The sequence below is a fragment of the Acinetobacter junii genome (assembly GCF_018336855.1).
Lineage (GTDB): Bacteria > Pseudomonadota > Gammaproteobacteria > Pseudomonadales > Moraxellaceae > Acinetobacter > Acinetobacter junii.
The window spans coordinates 3,094,325-3,113,679 of sequence record NZ_CP059558.1; the positions used below are offsets into that span (position 1 = coordinate 3,094,325).

19 protein-coding genes and 1 riboswitch are annotated in these 19,355 nt (G+C 40.1%); of the genes, 10 read left to right on the forward strand and 9 right to left on the reverse strand.

The genetic code is table 11. The annotated features are described in order from the left end of the window. Positions 1 to 68: 68 nt before the first annotated feature. Both H2677_RS14330 and H2677_RS14335 read right to left on the reverse strand, forming a co-directional pair. Positions 69 to 809, reverse strand: coding sequence for a LytR/AlgR family response regulator transcription factor (locus tag H2677_RS14330; protein ID WP_004916982.1), 741 nt, complete (start codon positions 807 to 809; stop codon positions 69 to 71). A gap of 57 nt (positions 810 to 866) precedes the next feature. Next, the gene (locus tag H2677_RS14335) at positions 867 to 2,009 is read right to left on the reverse strand and encodes a sensor histidine kinase (RefSeq protein WP_005403540.1); all 1,143 of its coding nucleotides are present in this window, start codon (positions 2,007 to 2,009) and stop codon (positions 867 to 869) included. On the opposite strand from H2677_RS14335, the gene argH reads away from it, so the two are divergent. Together argH and H2677_RS14345 are read left to right on the forward strand one after the other, a co-directional pair. Further along, entirely contained in the window at positions 2,000 to 3,433 is a 1,434-nt protein-coding gene (argH, locus tag H2677_RS14340; protein WP_125299568.1) for an argininosuccinate lyase, read from the forward strand. The two genes, H2677_RS14335 and argH, sit on opposite strands and share 10 nt — an antisense overlap. Before the next feature lie 9 nt (positions 3,434 to 3,442). Next, positions 3,443 to 3,718: an oxidative damage protection protein gene (locus tag H2677_RS14345; RefSeq protein ID WP_004916986.1), complete on the forward strand. Its 276-nt coding sequence runs from the start codon at positions 3,443 to 3,445 to the stop codon at positions 3,716 to 3,718. A gap of 439 nt (positions 3,719 to 4,157) precedes the next feature. Here the strand turns inward: H2677_RS14345 and H2677_RS14350 are convergent, their stop codons facing one another. Together H2677_RS14350 and phoU are read right to left on the reverse strand one after the other, a co-directional pair. After that, positions 4,158 to 4,277 carry a hypothetical protein gene (locus tag H2677_RS14350; protein WP_004916987.1) on the reverse strand — a complete coding sequence of 40 codons (120 nt, stop codon included), beginning with the start codon at positions 4,275 to 4,277 and terminating at the stop codon, positions 4,158 to 4,160. A 219-nt stretch (positions 4,278 to 4,496) separates the two neighbouring features. Further along, positions 4,497 to 5,219, reverse strand: coding sequence for a phosphate signaling complex protein PhoU (gene phoU / locus H2677_RS14355; RefSeq protein WP_004916988.1), 723 nt, complete (start codon positions 5,217 to 5,219; stop codon positions 4,497 to 4,499). Positions 5,220 to 5,366: 147 nt separating this feature from the next. Beyond that, positions 5,367 to 5,486, forward strand: a riboswitch (TPP riboswitch). Between the two features lie 84 nt (positions 5,487 to 5,570). Here phoU and thiC point away from each other — a divergent pair. The 5 genes from thiC to gluQRS all read left to right on the forward strand — a co-directional run bounded on the left by thiC (position 5,571) and on the right by gluQRS (position 10,712). Continuing rightward, on the forward strand, positions 5,571 to 7,466 hold the full coding sequence (gene thiC / locus H2677_RS14360) for a phosphomethylpyrimidine synthase ThiC (protein WP_212638805.1): 1,896 nt from the start codon (positions 5,571 to 5,573) through the stop codon (positions 7,464 to 7,466). Between the two features lie 75 nt (positions 7,467 to 7,541). Continuing rightward, a complete protein-coding gene (locus tag H2677_RS14365) occupies positions 7,542 to 8,153 on the forward strand; it encodes an NUDIX domain-containing protein (protein WP_212639621.1) in 612 nt (203 codons plus the stop codon). Positions 8,154 to 8,174: 21 nt separating this feature from the next. After that, positions 8,175 to 8,990 (forward strand): 3',5'-cyclic-AMP phosphodiesterase, encoded by an 816-nt coding sequence (gene cpdA / locus H2677_RS14370; RefSeq protein WP_039046861.1) that lies wholly within the window; start codon positions 8,175 to 8,177, stop codon positions 8,988 to 8,990. A gap of 189 nt (positions 8,991 to 9,179) precedes the next feature. Then, on the forward strand, positions 9,180 to 9,713 hold the full coding sequence (gene dksA, locus H2677_RS14375) for an RNA polymerase-binding protein DksA (protein ID WP_004916993.1): 534 nt from the start codon (positions 9,180 to 9,182) through the stop codon (positions 9,711 to 9,713). A gap of 135 nt (positions 9,714 to 9,848) precedes the next feature. Continuing rightward, entirely contained in the window at positions 9,849 to 10,712 is an 864-nt protein-coding gene (gluQRS, locus tag H2677_RS14380; RefSeq protein WP_212638806.1) for a tRNA glutamyl-Q(34) synthetase GluQRS, read from the forward strand. A 52-nt stretch (positions 10,713 to 10,764) separates the two neighbouring features. On the opposite strand, the gene ftsW is transcribed toward gluQRS, so the two are convergent. The 5 genes from ftsW to H2677_RS14405 all read right to left on the reverse strand — a co-directional run bounded on the left by ftsW (position 10,765) and on the right by H2677_RS14405 (position 15,851). Then, positions 10,765 to 11,958 carry a putative lipid II flippase FtsW gene (gene ftsW, locus H2677_RS14385; protein ID WP_004916997.1) on the reverse strand — a complete coding sequence of 398 codons (1,194 nt, stop codon included), beginning with the start codon at positions 11,956 to 11,958 and terminating at the stop codon, positions 10,765 to 10,767. A 10-nt stretch (positions 11,959 to 11,968) separates the two neighbouring features. Then, the gene (murD, locus tag H2677_RS14390; RefSeq protein WP_212638807.1) at positions 11,969 to 13,327 is read right to left on the reverse strand and encodes a UDP-N-acetylmuramoyl-L-alanine--D-glutamate ligase; all 1,359 of its coding nucleotides are present in this window, start codon (positions 13,325 to 13,327) and stop codon (positions 11,969 to 11,971) included. Positions 13,328 to 13,475: 148 nt separating this feature from the next. Further along, positions 13,476 to 13,727 carry a DUF6587 family protein gene (locus tag H2677_RS14395; RefSeq protein ID WP_004958521.1) on the reverse strand — a complete coding sequence of 84 codons (252 nt, stop codon included), beginning with the start codon at positions 13,725 to 13,727 and terminating at the stop codon, positions 13,476 to 13,478. A gap of 13 nt (positions 13,728 to 13,740) precedes the next feature. Next, entirely contained in the window at positions 13,741 to 15,594 is a 1,854-nt protein-coding gene (gene feoB / locus H2677_RS14400) for a ferrous iron transporter B (RefSeq protein ID WP_151707865.1), read from the reverse strand. Beyond that, positions 15,591 to 15,851, reverse strand: a complete 261-nt coding sequence (locus tag H2677_RS14405; protein WP_020899909.1) for a FeoA family protein — start codon at positions 15,849 to 15,851, stop codon at positions 15,591 to 15,593. Before H2677_RS14405 ends, feoB begins: the two co-directional genes overlap by 4 nt. Positions 15,852 to 16,000: 149 nt before the next feature. Between H2677_RS14405 and xerD the strand changes: the two genes are divergently transcribed. From xerD to H2677_RS14420, 3 genes are all read left to right on the forward strand, one after another. After that, positions 16,001 to 16,921: a site-specific tyrosine recombinase XerD gene (gene xerD / locus H2677_RS14410; RefSeq protein WP_004957351.1), complete on the forward strand. Its 921-nt coding sequence runs from the start codon at positions 16,001 to 16,003 to the stop codon at positions 16,919 to 16,921. 136 nt (positions 16,922 to 17,057) lie between these two features. Further along, positions 17,058 to 17,873, forward strand: a complete 816-nt coding sequence (locus H2677_RS14415) for a DsbC family protein (protein ID WP_212638808.1) — start codon at positions 17,058 to 17,060, stop codon at positions 17,871 to 17,873. A gap of 126 nt (positions 17,874 to 17,999) precedes the next feature. Continuing rightward, on the forward strand, positions 18,000 to 19,301 hold the full coding sequence (locus tag H2677_RS14420; RefSeq protein WP_004917010.1) for a homoserine dehydrogenase: 1,302 nt from the start codon (positions 18,000 to 18,002) through the stop codon (positions 19,299 to 19,301). Positions 19,302 to 19,355 lie beyond the last annotated feature (54 nt).

Below are 19,355 nucleotides of genomic sequence, written 5' to 3' on the forward strand. Positions count from 1 at the left end.
AACTTGATCATTTAAAAATGCAAGCAAAAAAAGCAAAAAGTGATCATAACAAGCTTAGCTTCAACAAATTATAGTTGATGCATACACTCTCTTAGACTTGGTAAATGACGGCGACTCACCGACAAGCGCTCCTCAAGTTCACGTAATCGAACTTGGTATTGTCCAGCAGCAACCAGCTCTAAACCTTCTAAATAATCTAGTGAAACAAGCGCATTACGATGGATTCTAATAAAGCGGTCAGCAAACTCATGCTCTAAATCTTTTAATGTTTCGTCTATCAATACACTGCCATTTTTATGGCGCACGGTGACATACTTCTGATCCGCCAAAAAATAATAAATATTTTCTACAGGGATAAGTTCGACCCCACGATAAGTTTTCGCAGCAATTTGGTGACGTTGAGTTTTAGTATCGTACATATGATCTTGTTGTTTTAAACCCGTCATTTGAGCTTGGGTAAGTTGAGTTAAATTATCAAAAACCTGCTGTAAATCTTGTTGGGCTACAGGTTTAAGTAAATATCCTTGGGCTTGAAATTTGAATGCTTCCAATGCATGTTGATCGTATGCCGTACAAAAAATAATAGCAGGACGTGGGTTCAAGTGACTCAATTGCTCAGCGCACTCTAATCCATTCATCCCTGGCATTTGAATATCTAATAAAACAACATCTGGTGAATCATTTTCAATATGATCTAACACATCTTGCCCATGATGTGCTGTCGCAATCACTTCATGCCCCATCTGGGTCACTAAACGTGATAAACGCTCTACTGCGAGAGGTTCATCATCAGCAATCAGAACTTTCATCCTCTCCTCCTTGTCACCGTTAACATCATCCATATTTTTTATGGTTAACTGGACTTATTATTTTACTCGATCGTGGTAACTCACCACAGTCGTATATAACGACACTCCCCCATACACTTGAAATTTCACAGCTGGCCCATAATAAGCCTTCAAGCGCTGTTCAACATTTTCTATTGCAATACCATTCCCTGTTCTGGATTTTATTTTATCGTGAGAATAGGGGTTAGTAATGACTATAGTGACTTGATTTTGCAATATTTCAACCAATACGCTAATCGTTGAAGCTTGTAAAACTTTTTCCACCCCATGAAAAATACTATTCTCTAACAAAGGTTGCAACGTTAATAATGGAATAGTCGCTCGTTTTAACTCAATTGGTGTCGCTTGAATATTCCATTCTACGGTTAATCTATCACCTAAACGCATTTTCTCAATACTGAGATACTGCTTACACAGATCAATTTCTTCCTCCAAACTTACCAGTTTCAACTCCTGAAAACTGGCCCGAAACAATCGAGAAAGACTGATCAACATATTTTCAGCTTTATCTGGATCTATTGAAATCAAACTCACCACACTATTTAAACTATTGAATAAAAAATGTGGATGAATCCGTGCCTGCATCGCTTGAATACGCGCATTTAACTCACTGTACTGCTGACGCAACCATTGCTCACGCATATATAAATAACGTAAGCAAAAAGCACCCAATAAAATACCATACCCCAAATGCAAACTTACGCCATGAAATAAGACATCTTCGGAAAAACCAGTAGATCGAGCTGCCCAAAACTGAATGATATTCACAGCGCAAGTTGTAAGCAGCACAATGATTTGCAGGACAACAAAACCCAAAGTCAAAGCGACCTTTTGACTTAACTTAGTAAAGAAATCCTGAAAATAATCGACAAATGCGGAAAAAGATAAAATCACCCAATTAATAAAAAAGGTGTATTGTAAAACGCGAATACCTTCCAAAGCATGCCAAGAGCGAGCTTCCGCCAATGCTAAAACCATTGCCAATACATTACTTGCAACAATTAGTTCTAATAAGTGTTGCCATTGACCAATTTTCGTAAAAAAATACGTGCCTGATGAATTCATCTGACGAGATTGCGATAACTTCTTGCGTCGAGTTTCGGCATCTGCGTTTGGATTTGCTATACTCTTTTTTATTTTACTGAGCCGCCATGACCACATCTTCTCAATCCTCATCTTCAGCAAGCCCTAATCAAACCTCTGGTATGTGGGGCGGTCGCTTCTCAGAAGCAACGGATGCATTTGTTGCAGAATTTACAGCATCTGTGCAATTTGACCAACGTTTTTATAAACAAGATATTGCGGGCTCTATTGCTCATGCAACCATGTTAGCGAAAGTTGGTGTACTCACTGAAGCTGAACGTGATGACATTATTCAAGGTTTAAGCACGATTAAAGCAGAAATCGAAGCTGGAAATTTTGAATGGCGTATTGATTTAGAAGATGTCCACATGAACATTGAGTCTCGTCTGACTCAACGTATTGGCATCACAGGTAAAAAACTTCATACAGGTCGCAGTCGTAATGACCAAGTCGCAACAGATATTCGTTTATATCTACGTGATGAAATTGATGACATTTTAGGCTTATTGCTTCGCTTACAAAAAGGTTTACTGAGTTTAGCAAGTCAAAATACGCATACCATCATGCCCGGCTTTACTCATTTACAAACTGCTCAACCTGTGACGTTTGGTCATCACTTATTAGCTTGGTTTGAAATGCTTGTTCGTGACACCGAACGTTTACAAGACTGCCGTAAACGTGTCAATCGTATGCCACTCGGCTCAGCAGCCTTAGCTGGTACAACCTACCCAATTGATCGTGCCTATACCGCTGAGTTATTAGGTTTTGAAGCCGTTTCAGAAAACTCTCTCGATGCAGTCTCAGATCGTGATTTTGCCATTGAATTTAATGCCGCAGCATCTTTGATCATGATGCACTTATCACGTATGTCTGAAGAACTAATTCTATGGACTTCAGCTCAGTTCAAGTTTGTGAATATTCCTGATCGCTTCTGTACTGGTTCTTCAATCATGCCACAGAAGAAAAACCCAGATGTTCCTGAATTAGTACGTGGCAAGTCAGGTCGTGTTTTTGGCGACTTGATTAGCTTATTGACCTTAATGAAAGGTCAACCATTGGCATACAACAAAGATAACCAAGAAGACAAAGAACCATTATTTGATGCAATTGATACCGTTCGTGGCTCACTTATGGCTTTTGCAGACATGGTTCCAGCACTGGTACCAAATATTGAAATTATGCGTGAAGCAGCTTTACGTGGCTTCTCTACAGCAACTGACCTTGCAGATTACCTTGTTAAAAAAGGGGTTGCTTTCCGTGATGCGCATGAAATTGTTGGTAAAGCAGTTGCTCTTGGCGTAGCAGAAGAAAAAGATTTGTCTGAGCTTTCTCTTGAACAGTTACAACAATTCTCTGATCTGATTGAAGCAGATGTATTTGACAAAGCTTTAACTTTAGAAGCTTCAGTGAATGCACGTGATCATATTGGAGGAACTTCACCTAAACAAGTTGAAGCTGCAATTGTCCGTGCACACACTCGCTTAGAACAGCTATACGCTTAAGGACTGATCATGACTAGACAAGTATTTTGCCGTAAATACCAACAAGAACTTGAAGGTTTAGATTTTGCACCATTCCCTGGTGCAAAGGGTCAAGAATTCTTTGAGACCGTATCTAAACAAGCTTGGCAAGAATGGTTAAAACATCAAACCACATTGATTAACGAAAAACGTTTAAATGTCTTTGAACCAGATGCAAAAAAATTCCTCGAGGAACAACGCGAGAAATTTTTCAACAATGACCAAAGCGTAGAAAAAGCCGAAGGCTGGAAGCCTGAACAAGGATAAGCTGAGCAACGCTATCCCCCTTGTCGAAAAGCTAAGCTCTGCCAAGTTAAGAAAGGGAGCTTAGTTTTTTAAAATTTCTTGTATCAAAAGCAATGATTCCATCATTGCTTTTTTTATTTAAAAGAAATGCAAGCCAGACAAGATTGATTATTTAAAATAAAGGAAATTTTTACCATAAGTTCAAATTTTAACCTAAAAATGCCTATTATTTATCATTTTTATTTACGTGATCTTTACACTAGTAATAAAGGATTACAGAGTATACACAGTTGTCTACATGACAGATTGAACGATTCTATTTAAAGTTACTTATAGAAAGATAGAGATACCCCCAATATCTCAACAATGCATGATATTTCTCTCCCAGACTTTTCCCCCGAAGTCTGGGATTTTTTTTATTCTATCTAAATATCTGTGTGACATATCCATTTCTGCAATCTTATGGAGATAGCAGGAAATACTCCCAAATCACAAATCCTAAACCAAATCCAAGACATGCATATAGAACGATAATAAAGAAAACGAAGCTCGCATTATTTTTCTTTTTCAGGAAACTCATAGCATTCTCGCCTTTAGGTTGAAAATACTATTTTGAAAAAATACTGATTCTAAATATAGCCACAAAGCCTTCAAAAAAAACTATAACAGATCATTTAAATCACCCCAAAATGATCCAAACAAACCGTTTTTCATAAAAAAAGTGAACTTAATCAAAATCTGCTTCAGATTTACTTTGATTAAATTCACTTTCTATTAAATCTTTTTGGCTGTGCCAAAATTACTTTTGATTTACTTTTTGTTCAATTTCTTCAATGCTAGTATGACGAACATCCATACCTTTCGCCATATAGATCACTTGCTCAGAAATATTACGCGCATGATCACCAATTCGCTCTAAAGAACGTAACACCCACATCACATTAATAACACGTGCGATATGACGTGGATCTTCAATCATATATGTCATAAGTGTACGAGTCGCTGATTGATATTCACGATCAATATCGACATCAGCCATAACAACTTTCAAAGCCTGATCCACATCTAAACGCGCAAATGCATCTAATGCATCATGGATCATGACACGAACCTGATTACCAATATGACGCGTTTCCATGTAACCACGTGGTGACTCACCCTCTTCACAAAGATTTTGGGCAATACGTGCAATTTTTGCAGCTTCATCACCAATTCGCTCAAGGTCGGTATTGGCTTTGCTCATTGCAATAACCATACGCAAATCGATCGCAGCAGGATGACGGCGCGCCAAAATTAAAGTCAAACCTTCATCAATATCTCGCTCATATTGATTCACCGTGTTGTCTTTAAACTGAACGTCAATCGCTAAATTGGCATCTGTGTCTAATAAAGCATGAATTGAGTTAGCAACTTGCTGCTCTACTAATCCACCCATTGTCATAAATTTGGTATGAACATCTTGTAGGTCTTCATTAAATTGTGAAGAAATATGGTGACTTAACACTGGATTACTTGGACACACAGGATGCCTCCACTAGACACATGGAAAAAATGATTGGTGATTAAACCATAACTATGATGAAACTTTTATGACAATAGCATGGATTTGGCAATTAACGAATGGTGTTAATTGATACAACAATAAAGCAAAAATCTGTTAGTCTAAATACCTAGCTTGACGGAGCGCAGTTAACAAACTGCTGAGATTGTCTTAATTCTCAATTTAAAGACAAGTACCGTTGAACCTGATCAGGTTAACACCTGCGTAGGAATCAAGCCCAGCAAAAACTTCGCCTTTATTTATCAAAGAGATAAATCCGCCATCGTTTTTGGTCGTGCTTGATTCGTTAATGCCAAACATAAGGATCATGCAATGAACCAATTAACGAATCTTTCCCCTGCTGATATTTCTGCTCAACATGAGCAAGATGCTAAAGATTTAACCCGTATCTTACCTGCCTCTAAAAAAGTCTATGTTGAAGGTTCACGCCCAGACATCCAAGTACCGTTCAGAGAAATCAGTCTCACAGATACTCCTACTGGTTTAGGTGGCGAACATAATCCACCGATCATGGTTTACGATACGTCTGGAGTCTATACAGATCCAAATGTCCAAATTGATTTGAACAAAGGCTTACCTCTTGTTCGCCAATCATGGATTGAAGAACGCAATGATACCGATGTTTTAGAAACCTTGAGTTCTGAGTTTGGACAAGCACGCTTAAAAGATATTCGCACAGCAGATATTCGGTTTGCTCATATCCAAAATCCTCGCCGCGCAAAAGTAGGCAAAAATGTCACGCAAATGCATTATGCGAAGCAAGGTATTATCACGCCAGAAATGGAATATATTGCAATTCGTGAAAATCAGCGCCAACGTCATGACGTTGATATGCGCCAACATGCAGGACAAAACTTTGGTGCACAAAATTTAAGAGAAATTACCCCTGAATTTGTACGTCAAGAAATTGCTGCGGGACGTGCGATTATCCCTGCAAATATTAATCACCCTGAATGTGAACCGATGATTATTGGTCGTAATTTTTTGGTAAAAATTAATGCCAATATTGGTAATTCAGCGCTTGGCTCATCTATTGATGAAGAAGTTGCCAAAATGACATGGGCAACACGTTGGGGTGCTGACACCATTATGGATTTATCGACAGGTAAAAATATCCATGAAACACGCGAATGGATCATTCGCAACTCACCAGTTCCAATTGGGACAGTTCCAATTTACCAAGCTTTAGAAAAAGTGGATGGTGTTGCAGAAGACCTCACTTGGGAAATCTTTAAAGACACCTTAATTGAGCAAGCTGAACAAGGTGTAGATTATTTCACCATTCATGCTGGTGTCTTACTTCGCTATGTTCCTATGACTGCTAATCGCCTCACAGGCATTGTATCTCGTGGGGGTTCAATTATGGCGCAATGGTGTTTAGCTCATCATCAGGAAAACTTCTTGTACACGCATTTCGATGAAATTTGCGAAATCATGAAAGCTTATGATGTCTCATTCAGCTTAGGTGATGGACTACGACCTGGATGTGTTCAAGATGCCAATGACGAAGCGCAATTTAGTGAACTTAAAACACTGGGAGAATTGACACATCGTGCTTGGGAACATGACGTTCAGGTGATGATTGAGGGTCCTGGTCATGTGCCTATGCATATGATTAAAGAGAATATGGATTTACAACTAGAAGTCTGTAAAGAAGCTCCTTTCTATACTCTTGGACCACTCACGACTGACATCGCACCAGGATATGATCACATTACCTCAGCAATCGGTGCTGCGATGATTGGTTGGTATGGTACAGCGATGCTTTGCTATGTTACACCTAAAGAACATCTAGGCTTACCAAATAAGAAAGATGTAAAAGATGGCATCATTACCTACAAAATTGCAGCGCATGCGGCAGACTTAGCCAAAGGTCATCCAGGTGCGCAAGTCCGTGATAATGCACTTTCTAAAGCACGTTTTGAATTCCGTTGGGACGATCAGTTTAATCTGAGCTTAGACCCTGATACGGCACGTAGCATGCATGATGAAACACTTCCAAAGGAAGCTCATAAATCAGCTCATTTCTGTTCAATGTGTGGACCAAAATTCTGTTCGATGAAAATCACACAGAATGTGCGAGATTATGCGCAAAATCAACACAATGCCAATCAATCAAATGATGAAGATGTAGAAGTTGAAGCAGGTCTCAATGCCATGAAAACCGCTTATCAGGAACATGGTCAAAAACTGTACCACAAAGTGTAAATCGACTAAAAAAACATTTTCCAGCGAACCATTCTCGGTTAGGATGAGATATGTACAATCTCATCCTAATTTATGATGAATATTCTTGAGCACGCCAGCTTTTCAGCATCCGACGTTTCAATAGAATCTCGAGAGAACTTATTTCGAGGGTTCATTCAGGTAGAGAAAGTCACAATAAAACATAGATTATTTAATAAATCTAATTATTCATCATCCATTCATCGTGAATTAATTCACCGCCCCGAAGCGGCTGGTGTTTTACTATATGATAATCAACAAAGACGTTTTGCTTTGATCGAACAATTTCGAATTGGCGCATTAAACGATATCGTTTCACCTTGGCAATTGGAAGTGATTGCTGGTGTTTTAGATGGGGATGAAACACCTGAAACATGTATTCGCCGTGAAAGCTTAGAAGAAGCGGGTTGTGAAGTTCATGACTTACAACATTTATTTACCTTCTATCCTTCGGCAGGAGCATGTTCAGAAATTTTCCACTTATATGTTGCAAATGTTGAATTACCAACATCAGGTGGTGTGTTTGGAATGCCAGACGAAGGGGAAGACATTCAACTTCATTTGTTTGATTACTCCGATGCACCTCTATTATTAAAAAATGGGCGGTTGAGAAATGCACCTGTCATTATGGCATTGCAGTGGCTTACTCAGCATGTACGACAACAATAAAAATCTGAAGGGGATAAAGCGGTGACTTTTCAAGTCTCAACATTATCACAAAAAGATTTTGTGATGATCCAGATTACGGATACTCATTTACTTGAATATCCACATTTAGAATTTGTCGGAATGCAACCCGAACAAAGTTTTCATGCAGTAATCGACTTGATGCGTCAAACACACCCTGAGATTGACTTGATTGTTCATACTGGTGATTTAGCTCAGAATCCGACGCCACTGACCTATCATCGCTATCTCGAGTATATGCACAGCTTGAGCATTCCCTTTTTTCAAACACCTGGGAATCACGATGATGTCAATCATTTTCCATTCCATGAGCAAGACAAGACTGCTCCAACCGTTGTCGAGCTTGGAAATTGGTGTGTCATTTTATTAAATAGTGCCCAGCCGAATCGTATTGACGGCAAAATCGCAGATGCCCAATTGCAGCAACTTCCAAAATTATTGACTCAACTACATGATCGTTATGTCATGATTGCATGTCACCACCATCCCTTTGCAATGCAATCTGCATGGATTGATCAGCATAAATTAAAAAATTCTTCTGATTTACTTGAAACCATTCAGCCCTTTAGCAATGTTAAGGCAATTATTTGTGGACATGTGCATCAAGACTCTATTACGTCATGGCAAGGTATAGAATTCCTGTCGACCCCTTCTACATGTATTCAGTTCAAACCGAAAAGTGAAAAATTTGCACTTGATGAAGAACACCCTGGCTACCGTTATATCCGTTTGAAAGCAAATGGCGAGATTGAAACACAAGTACATCGTCTGAGTAATTCTCAACGCTTGAGTAGCTCAGAAGTCTTAGGTTATGACTAAACTTTTGATTACAAATCACATCCTAGATTTATCACTAATTCTAGACAGTAATGACTACCATCTTGCTGAAAAAGTCTATATGATGTCGACCCTTGATGGAAAAAACCATCTTAGGTTTCTATAAAAACACTTGCATATCACCATATTTTTTGCGTATAGATAGTACGTGTAAGATGAGGAATGCCCTATATGGCGAATGACAACCAAAATCAAGTCTTGGACGAACACACAGCAGTGATCGACGAACAAAAATCGACTGTAAAACGTGTACGCAAAACCAAACCTAAAGCTTCTGAAGGCGGTACAACTGCGAGCTTGTTTGGGATTGAACCTTATCAGCCGAAAAAAAATGAAGAATACATGTCTGATGGACAACTTGAGCATTTCCGCCAAATCTTAAATGCATGGAAAGCAGAGTTAATGTCAGAAGTTGATCGTACGCTCAACACAATGCAAGATGAATCAACAGCTTTACCCGATGTAAATGATAGAGCGACTCAGGAAGAAGAGTTTGCGATTGAATTACGTACACGTGATCGTGAGCGTAAGCTGATTCGTAAAATCGAGCAATCATTAGAAGCGATTCAAAGTGGTGATTACGGTTTCTGCGAAACTTGCGGTATCGAAATCGGCTTACGCCGTCTAGAAGCTCGTCCAACAGCTACTCAATGTATCGATTGCAAAACTTTGGCTGAAATCAAAGAAAAGCAAAACAACGGATAACCATCCCGCCTAACCTCCCTTTAGAAAGGGAGGAATATTGCGAATTTTAAAAAACCCCATTATTTTCGCATATCTCCCTCCTTGTATTGGAGGGATTAGGTGTAGATTTAATTATTTAGACACCAATAAATCTTTATGTCTTATATCGGACGTTTTGCACCCTCTCCTACTGGCCCTTTACATTTTGGTTCTTTACTGACTGCTGTCGCAAGCTATTGTGATGCCAAAGCCAATCATGGTAAGTGGTTAGTACGAATAGAAGATACCGATATTCCTCGCATTTATCCAAATAGCGAAACTCACATTTTATCTTGCATCGATGCCTTTGAATTTGAACCTGATGCCGAGATTATTTTCCAAAAAGATCGTTTAACTATTTATGAGCAAGTAATCGATCAACTCAAACAGCAACATGCCATATATGCCTGCCAATGTACCCGAAAAATGCTCGGCTCTAATCACATCTATACTGGCACATGTCGAGATTTAAATCTTGATTTTGCAGATCAAGCCATTCGTTTAAAAGTCGATGATCTGCTGATTTGTTTTGAAGACAGATCACAAGGTCGACAATGTTCCAACCTAAAAGATGATCTCGGTGACTTCGTTCTAAAACGAAGAGATGGTATCATTAGTTATCAATTAGCAGTTGTGGTTGATGATTATTTACAAGGCATTACACATGTCGTTCGCGGTGCGGATTTATTAGATAATACCGCTCGACAAATCTGGCTTGGTTCTATATTGAACTATCCAAGTTTGAGTTATATGCATTTACCCCTAGCTATGAATAATCAAGGTCAGAAATTATCTAAGCAAAATTTGGCACAAGCATTAGACCTATCAAAGGCTTCTGAATTATTACAGCAAGCCATATTGGCACTTGGGCAACCAAATGTTGAATTAAATCAACCTAGAATAATGCTGCAACAAGCTGTACAGCAATGGGATGTGAATTTAATCCCTAAAGGCATTCATTTGACAGGATCTTATTTATAAAACAAAAGACCCTAATGTATTAGGGTCTCTTTTGCATCAGAAACTAAATCACTTAGAAATTCGATTCTTCTTTGACAGGATTTAGCTCTTGGGTTGAAGCATCAATTTTCAAAATCAGACTAATCATCGCAGCACACATCATCAATGATGTACCACCATAACTAATAAACGGCAGTGTCAAACCTTTAGTTGGCATCAAGCCCATATTCATGCCCGCATTTACCAAAATCTGTAACAGGAAAATAATGCTGATACCATAAGCTAAATAACCTGCGCGCAGATAATTATGCTGCAATGCACGATGCCCAATACGAATACAACATGCCAGCATGGTAAATGAGAGAATCATGACTGTGGTTACACCGAAGAATCCAAACTCCTCCCCCAAGACTGCTAACATAAAGTCTGTATGTGCTTCAGGAAGATAGGAAAGTTTCTGGACACTATGCCCCAAACCTGTTCCAAACCATTCACCCCGACCAAATGCCATCAAAGCATTTGACAACTGATAACCCACACCTAATGGATCAGCCCAAGGGTTGGTAAATGAAATAAGTCGTTGAAAGCGGAATGGTTCAAATAAAATCAGTGCGGTAATTCCTGCAAGAATCGCCCCTAACATGATCAAAAACTGAGTCGCAGGCGCGCCAGCTAAGAAGAACACACCAACCATCATTAAAACTATCACCGCTGTTGCCCCAAGATCAGGCTCAGCAACGATAAAACCGACTGTAAGTGCCATTACTCCGCTTAAGCGTAGCAAGCCTTTCCAGTGCGTTCGAACCTCTTTCGCACGGCGCACCACATAATCTGCCGTAAAAATTGCCATCACAATCTTAGCAATCTCCGTTGGCTGTATCGTGAAACCACCAACTTTAATCCAACGATGTGCACCATTCACTTCTGATCCGACCACCAAAACAGCGAGCAGCAATATGATCGTAATCAGCCATAATGGAAACGCATTTTTAAACCATAAGTTTAAAGAGACACGATAAGTCAAAAATGCAACCACAGCGGCGACAACAATCGAAATACCATGACGAATCAAAAAATAAAATGGATTCTCATGGATATATTCTGCATACGGCATGGAAGCAGAGGCCACCATCACCGAACCCAAACAGAGTAAAGACACCACACAGAAAATCAGAATGTTACGTGGTGTCATTTCTGCTGGAAGCTTCGGCAATCGATTTAAGATTTGAGAAATCTTCTGCACTGTATTTTGGGCCAAATCCGCCATAACGCTGTTCCTAGTTTTTATTTTCACTCAAGGCATTTACACATGCCACGAACTGATGCCCGCGATCATTATAACTTTTAAACATATCAAAACTTGCACATGCTGGCGACAACAGAACCACATCTTCAGCTTGCGTTACTTTCTGAGCAAGCTCGACCGCGGCTTTTAAGCTAGACGCGTGCTGAATAACAGTTGTTCCTTGTATCGCTTGTTCAATTACAGGCGCATCCTCGCCAATTAGAATGACAGATTTCACATATTTTTGTATTGCATTACGCAAAGGACGGAAATCCTGACCTTTGCCTTGACCGCCTAAAATAAGTGCTAATTTGCCTTTATTGACTTCAATAGCAGCGCCAAGCCCATCAATCGCCGCTAAAGTTGCACCGACATTTGTTCCTTTTGAATCATTGTAATAACGCACACCATCAATCGTTTGCACATATTCACAACGATGTTCCAAGCCTTTGAATGTTTTCAATGTTTCCAACATGCTCGGCAACGGGAATCCAACTGCTTCACCAATGGCCAAACAAGCAAGTGCATTTGCTACATTGTGCATTCCTTGAATATACATCTCAGAGCTTTTTAAGATGCGCTCTCGTCCACGTGCCAACCACATGGTGCCATCTGCATCTCTCAACACACCATATTGATTTAAATCAGGAGCATTCAAACCAAAACTTTGCATTGGTGTTGCATCAGGCACTAAAGGACGGCTTAAATTATCATCACGGTTATAAACGACTTTTTTAACACCTTGGAAAATACGATGTTTGGCTTTGTGATAACCCAACATATCACCATGACGATCCAAGTGGTCTTCGCTCATATTGAGAACAACCGCAACTTCAGCATTCAAATGCGAAGTAGTTTCCAACTGGAAACTCGATAACTCCAAAACGATGAGTTCAGGTTTGTCTTTTAATAAATCTAAAGCTGGTCGACCTAAGTTTCCACCAACAGCCACTTTCTTTCCAGCATCCTGAGCCATCAAACCCACGAGTGTTGTCACTGTACTTTTAGCATTTGACCCTGTAATCGCAATAATGGGAGCATCAGTTGCACGGCGTAAAAGCTGAATATCCCCTACAACTGGAATTCCTTTATCAATGGCTTGTTGAATTTCAGGTAATTGTGGTGCTAATCCAGGACTTAAAATAATCTCTTCGGCCTGAAGTAATAGCTCTGTATCGAGTCGTCCAAAGCTCGTTCTCACCTCAGCAGGAATTTTATCATGACCTGGTGGAGTTTCTCGAGAGTCTGTTACTGCAACTTGGTAGCCTTGTTCATGCAGAAAGTTTACTGCTGACACACCAGAAATACCCAAGCCAGCAACAACTTTTAATCCACCACGTTGTATTAACATTTTTACCCCATTTTATCGCAGATCACAGAATGGCAAAAATGTTAGCACTTTGCTGTTTTGAATGCTTTTTCAGTTTTATCATTATTCGCATTTTTTTGTGTCAGTGCGTAAAAAAGCCATCATTCGATGGCTTTATAAACAAAAAATCTTAACGCCATTTCACGGCTTGAATCTCTTCAGTTTTTTTATTGTCCTTTTCATCGCTTGCACAACCACATCCACCACCACATCCAACAACCATTTTAGGTTTCAATCGTAGTGCTAAGCGTTGCCAACCAAAATGTTGACATACATTCGACAAAGACATGAACATAGCATTTGCGGTTTGAGGAAATACCTTTTTAAAGACAACTATGGCACTCCAACCGACCAAAACCGCAATAATCAGATACTCAAACATATGCAGCTCCTATCTAGCCCCAAATTCGCGAAGCGATTTGGTAAGTAAAGAAAGACATCAAATAAGCCAAACCAAATAAATATGCGGTCATCACAGCCACATGTTTCCAAGAACCTGTTTCTCTACGCACCGTTGCCAAAGTTGCTAAACAATGTGGCGCATAAACAAACCACACCAGCAAAGACAGCCCTGTAGCTAAAGACCAACCTGTTCCATCTGCACTAATTAAATGAGCCAAGCCTTGGGCAACAGCTTCATCATCAGCTCCAGATAAGGCATATACTGTTCCCAGTGCAGCAACAACTACTTCACGTGCTGCCATCGCTGGAATAAGTGCAATACATATCTGCCAGTTGAATCCCACTGGGGCAAAAATAGGCTGCATTAAATGCCCCAACATACCAGCAAAACTATAATCAATCGCAGGTTGAGTGGCACCTTCAGGCGCTTGTGGGAAAGTACATAAAAACCAAAGTAAAATCGAAAGCGCGAAGATAATTCCACCCACGCGTTTTAAGAAGATTTTTCCACGATCCAATAAACCAATGCCGACACTTTTTAAATCGGGGATACGATAGCTTGGCAACTCTAATAAAAGCGCATGTTGTGATTTATCTTTTTGCAAAAATTTCATCACAAATGAAACACATAATGCGCTAACAATACCGGCCATATATAGACCAAACAGCACTAAACCTTGAAGATTAAAGATTCCCCAAACGGTCTGAGCTGGAATAAAAGCTGCAATCAATAAAGCATATACAGGTAAACGAGCTGAACAAGTCATTAATGGCGCGACCATAATCGTCGTGAAACGATCACGGGGATCACTAATACTTCGAGTAGCCATAATACCCGGAACAGCGCAAGCAAAACTTGAAAGCAATGGAATAAACGCGCGACCACTCAAACCTGCTTTAAACATCAATTTATCAAGCAAGAACGCAGCACGAGGTAGATATCCAGATTCTTCCAAAACTAAAATGAAGAAGAACAGGATCAGAATTTGTGGCAAAAACACCACTACGCCACCAGCACCTGCAATAATTCCATCAACCACTAAACTTTGTAAAAGTGGCTGACTGATATGGGTACCTAATGTTTCACCAAGCCATCCAAAGAATGTTTCAATTCCATCCATAAATGGTGCCGCCCAAGCGAATACGGCTTGGAAAACGATGAACATCATCACTGCTAGACTGAGCAAACCCAACACTGGATGCAAGAAGATTTTATCAAGGAAATCTGTACGCTTATCTTCCTGATCTACGAAATTCACGACATCTTTGAAAATGGTTTCAATTTTCTGATGATGCTCACCAGTCAAACCACTCAGCTCGGTCTGCGGAACGGTATATTTCCCTTGATCAAGTGCATGTAATAAATTTTCGATTCCTGAATTACGTACAGCAACCGTCTCTACCACAGGTACACCTAAACGTTGAGATAATTTTTGTGTATTGATTTGAATACCACGACGACGTGCTTCATCCATCATATTCAAAACCACGAGGATCGGACGACCAAGCTCAATAATTTCTAATACGAGACCAAGATGTAGTTTTAAGTTCGTCGCATCTACCACACACAAGAAAGCATCTTGCTGACCTTCCTCAGCTATTTTACCTTGGCAGACGTCACGGGTAATTGCTTCATCGGGACTGGTTGCTTGTAAACTATAAGTTCCTGGCAAATCTAGAACACGAACATTTTTACCTGATGGCAGCTGAAAATGTCCGACTTTACGTTCAACCGTAACACCCGCATAGTTTGCTACTTTTTGACGAGTACCAGTTAAATGATTGAATAAAGATGTTTTACCGCAGTTTGGATTTCCCACAAGGGCAACACGAAGTGCATCACTCATGTAGGTGCTCCTTCCAGCTGAATTTCAATTTTATCGGCTTCAGATTTGCGCAGAGCAAAACGGGTAAAACCTATTTGGATTAGAATCGGGTCACCACCAAAAACACCTTTGGTAATCACTTGAACCTGTGCTCCTGGCACAAAACCCAAACTCTCGAGACGTATCGCTACCAGATCTGGTTCATCATTATCATTCACAAGGCGATTCACTTGCGTGATTTTCGCTGTTTGTTTGACTTTTAATGCTGACAATCGCACCGTTTCTAACCCATAACTCTTTTGCACGTAGTATACAAGCAAATGAGAATAATTACCAAAAGCAATCTCAGTGGCATTTAGTCTTGTCACAGATCGACAACAAATACTTTTTCTTTTACAGTGCAGTAGATGAAAGGATTTAAGCTGTTATGTTAAATAAAAAACCTCGTATTCCTGCTGCTGTAAAAATCCCTGAACATTTAAGTTTTTTACATGGATTTCGTGATTATTTAGTTGCACAAACAGTAAGTCCGCATACTCGTAATGCCTATTTGTCTGATTTAATTCAATGTAGTGACTTGCACGACACAGTGGTACTTACTGAGTGGTCAAGTGATGATATTGCCGATGTACTGATCGCGCTGACCAAACATGGCAAAAGCCCACGCTCCATTGCTCGGTGTTTATCAGCTTTACGGCAATTTTTTAAATTTCTCAGAGAACAAAAACTTAGAGATGATAATCCTGTTGCGACACATCAATCCCCTAAGATTGGTCGAGCATTACCCAAAGATTTATCAGAGCATGATGTTGAAGCACTGATAAATGCACCAGATATCAGTACCGCTTTGGGTTTACGTGATCGAGCCATGCTTGAAGTTTTATATGCTTGTGGTCTACGTGTTACAGAACTACTGAATTTACGTTTAGAGTTAATAAATTTAAAACAAGGCTTCTTACGTATTACAGGTAAAGGGAATAAAGAGCGTCTTGTCCCGCTAGGTCAATACGCATGCGAATGGGTCGAGAAATACTTATCCGAATCCCGCCCACAGCTTTATAAAAGTAATACCGATTATTTATTTCTTACCCAACATGGCGGAATCATGAGTCGGCAAAACTTTTGGTACGCGATCAAACGCTATGCTTTACAGGCCAATATATCCGCAGAATTATCCCCGCATACCCTGAGACATGCGTTTGCAACACATTTACTCAATCACGGCGCTGATCTGCGTGTAGTACAAATGCTACTCGGTCATAGCGATCTTTCAACCACACAAATTTATACGCATGTCGCTCAACATCGAATGCAAGAGCTGCATAGCAAACATCATCCAAGAGGTTAAACCGACCGTTTATCTTTGACGCATTCAACAAGTTGATTGAGTTCACAAAGCTTAAGCAAGATTTAACGAAGTCAGATGTTTTTTTTGCTATGCTTAGACCCTTAATACAAATGAATACGTAGAAAAAAGGTTCTTTATGGTATTTACTCGGTCTAAGCTTGCACTTGCTTGTGCATTAGCATCAACTTTATTAGTTAGTGCCTGCTCAAAAGAAAATTCAGCGCAAAAACAAGATGCTCTTACAGCAACAGCGCCTGCTACGGGTGAAGCATCAACCTTAAGTGAGCGAAACGCGCAACAACGTTTAGTCTCAACCTTAGAAAAGCATCTTAAAACTGCAAATATCAACGCTAAAATTATTGCAGTTAAAAAAACAGAAGTTCCTAATCTATTCTGGGTGAGTCTAGAAGGCATGGGTTCTGTTTATGCCACTAGTGATGGTCAATACATCATCCAAGGCGATGTGATCCGTTTAGGCGACAAACAACTACAGAATGTTAGCGAAGCTCTTCAAGCTACAGAAAATAAAAAGCATTTAGCAGCACTCAAAACTGAAGATTTAATTGTTTATCCAGCCGAAGGCGGTAAAGCTAAGCATGTGATTTATGTCTTTACCGATTCAAGCTGTCCGTACTGTCACAAGCTGCATGAACATTTACCTGAAATTAATACCAAAGGTATTGAAGTTCGTTATATCGCATGGCCACGTGGTGAGCAGTTTATGTCTACGATGCAAGCAATTTGGTGTAGTGAAGATCGCAAAGCTGCATTTGATCAAGCATCACAAGGTCTTCCTGTTGCTGCAGCAGAATGTAAAAACCCTGTACGTGATCAATATCAGTTAGGTTTAAACATGGGCGTTAATGGCACACCAGCAATTTATAACGTTGACGGCGAATATCTTGGTGGATATATGACACCAGAAGAAATCATTAAACGACTCGAAAAATAAATCCTCACAGCAACTCCACAAAGCGACTTGGGCGACAGATTAAAGATGATCTTAGCCCTAGTGTCTGCGCACTTTTTTAGCTATGATCAAGCTTCATTAAAATGATTGAATAAAATGGAGTGTGACGTGAAACCAGTTCGTCTGGCGATACTCGGTCTTGGTACTGTAGGTGGTGGAGCCCTTAAATTATTACAAGAAAATGCTGCTGAAATTAAACGCCGTACTGGTCGAGAAATTCAAATTACACACGTAGGCACCCGCCGTCCACGTCCAGATCTACAACTCGAAGGCATTAAACAAAGCTCAGATCTCATGGAGATCGTGCGTCAACCTGATGTTGATGTAGTCGTTGAAGTCATGGGTGGTATTCATCCTGCTTATGAAGTCATCATGGAAGCCATTAAGCATGGCAAGCAAGTTGTTACCGCAAACAAAGCTTTACTCGCAGAACATGGTAATGAGCTATTCAAAGCAGCAGAAGACAATGCCGTGCAAATTGCTTATGAAGCGGCTGTTGCTGGTGGTATCCCAATTATTAAAGTCATCCGTGAAGGTTTAGCAGCTAACCATATCGAATGGCTTGCAGGCATCATCAACGGTACAGGTAACTTCATTCTGACTGAAATGCGTGAAAAAGGTCGTGCATTTGATGATGTTCTCAAAGAAGCTCAAGAGCTTGGCTATGCTGAAGCAGATCCGACATTTGATGTTGAAGGGATTGATGCTGCACACAAACTGACGATTTTGGCATCTTGTGCGTTTGGTATTCCACTTCAATTCGATAAGGTTTATACCGAAGGCATTAGTAAAATCACAGCTCAAGATGTGAAATATGCTGAAGAACTTGGCTTCCGTATCAAACATTTAGGTATTGCGCGTCGTGCTGAAAAAGGTATTGAGTTACGCGTACACCCAACTTTGATTCCTGCTGAAGAATTGATCGCAAACGTGAATGGCGTAAAAAATGCGGTACTTGTTCAAGCAAATGCGGTGGGTCCGACACTGTATTACGGTGCAGGTGCAGGTGCAGGACCAACAGCTTCAGCAGTTGTAGCAGATGTGATTGATATTGTTCGAGATATCTCATACACCGAAGACGGTGCTGGAACAATCCCTCAACTTGCATTCGAAGCGCTTACAAATGTACCAATCCTAAGCCGTGAAGAAATGACAACGGGATATTACATTCGTTTAAATGCAGAAGACCAAACTGGTGTGCTCGCTGATGTCACTAGCATTCTCAGCCGTTCAGGTATTAGTATTGATGCGATCATGCAACAATCTCGCCTTAAAGACCTCATCCCAATCGTGATTTTGACTGATCCAATTGTTGAATCAAAAATGGATGAAGCTCTTGCTCAAATTCAAGCATTACCAGCTATTCGTGGCGAAATCGTAAGAATTCGTTTAGAATCGCTCGATAGTTAATCAGGTTGAGGGAAAATGCCTTCCCTCACCCCGCTCTACCTCATATTGGAACAC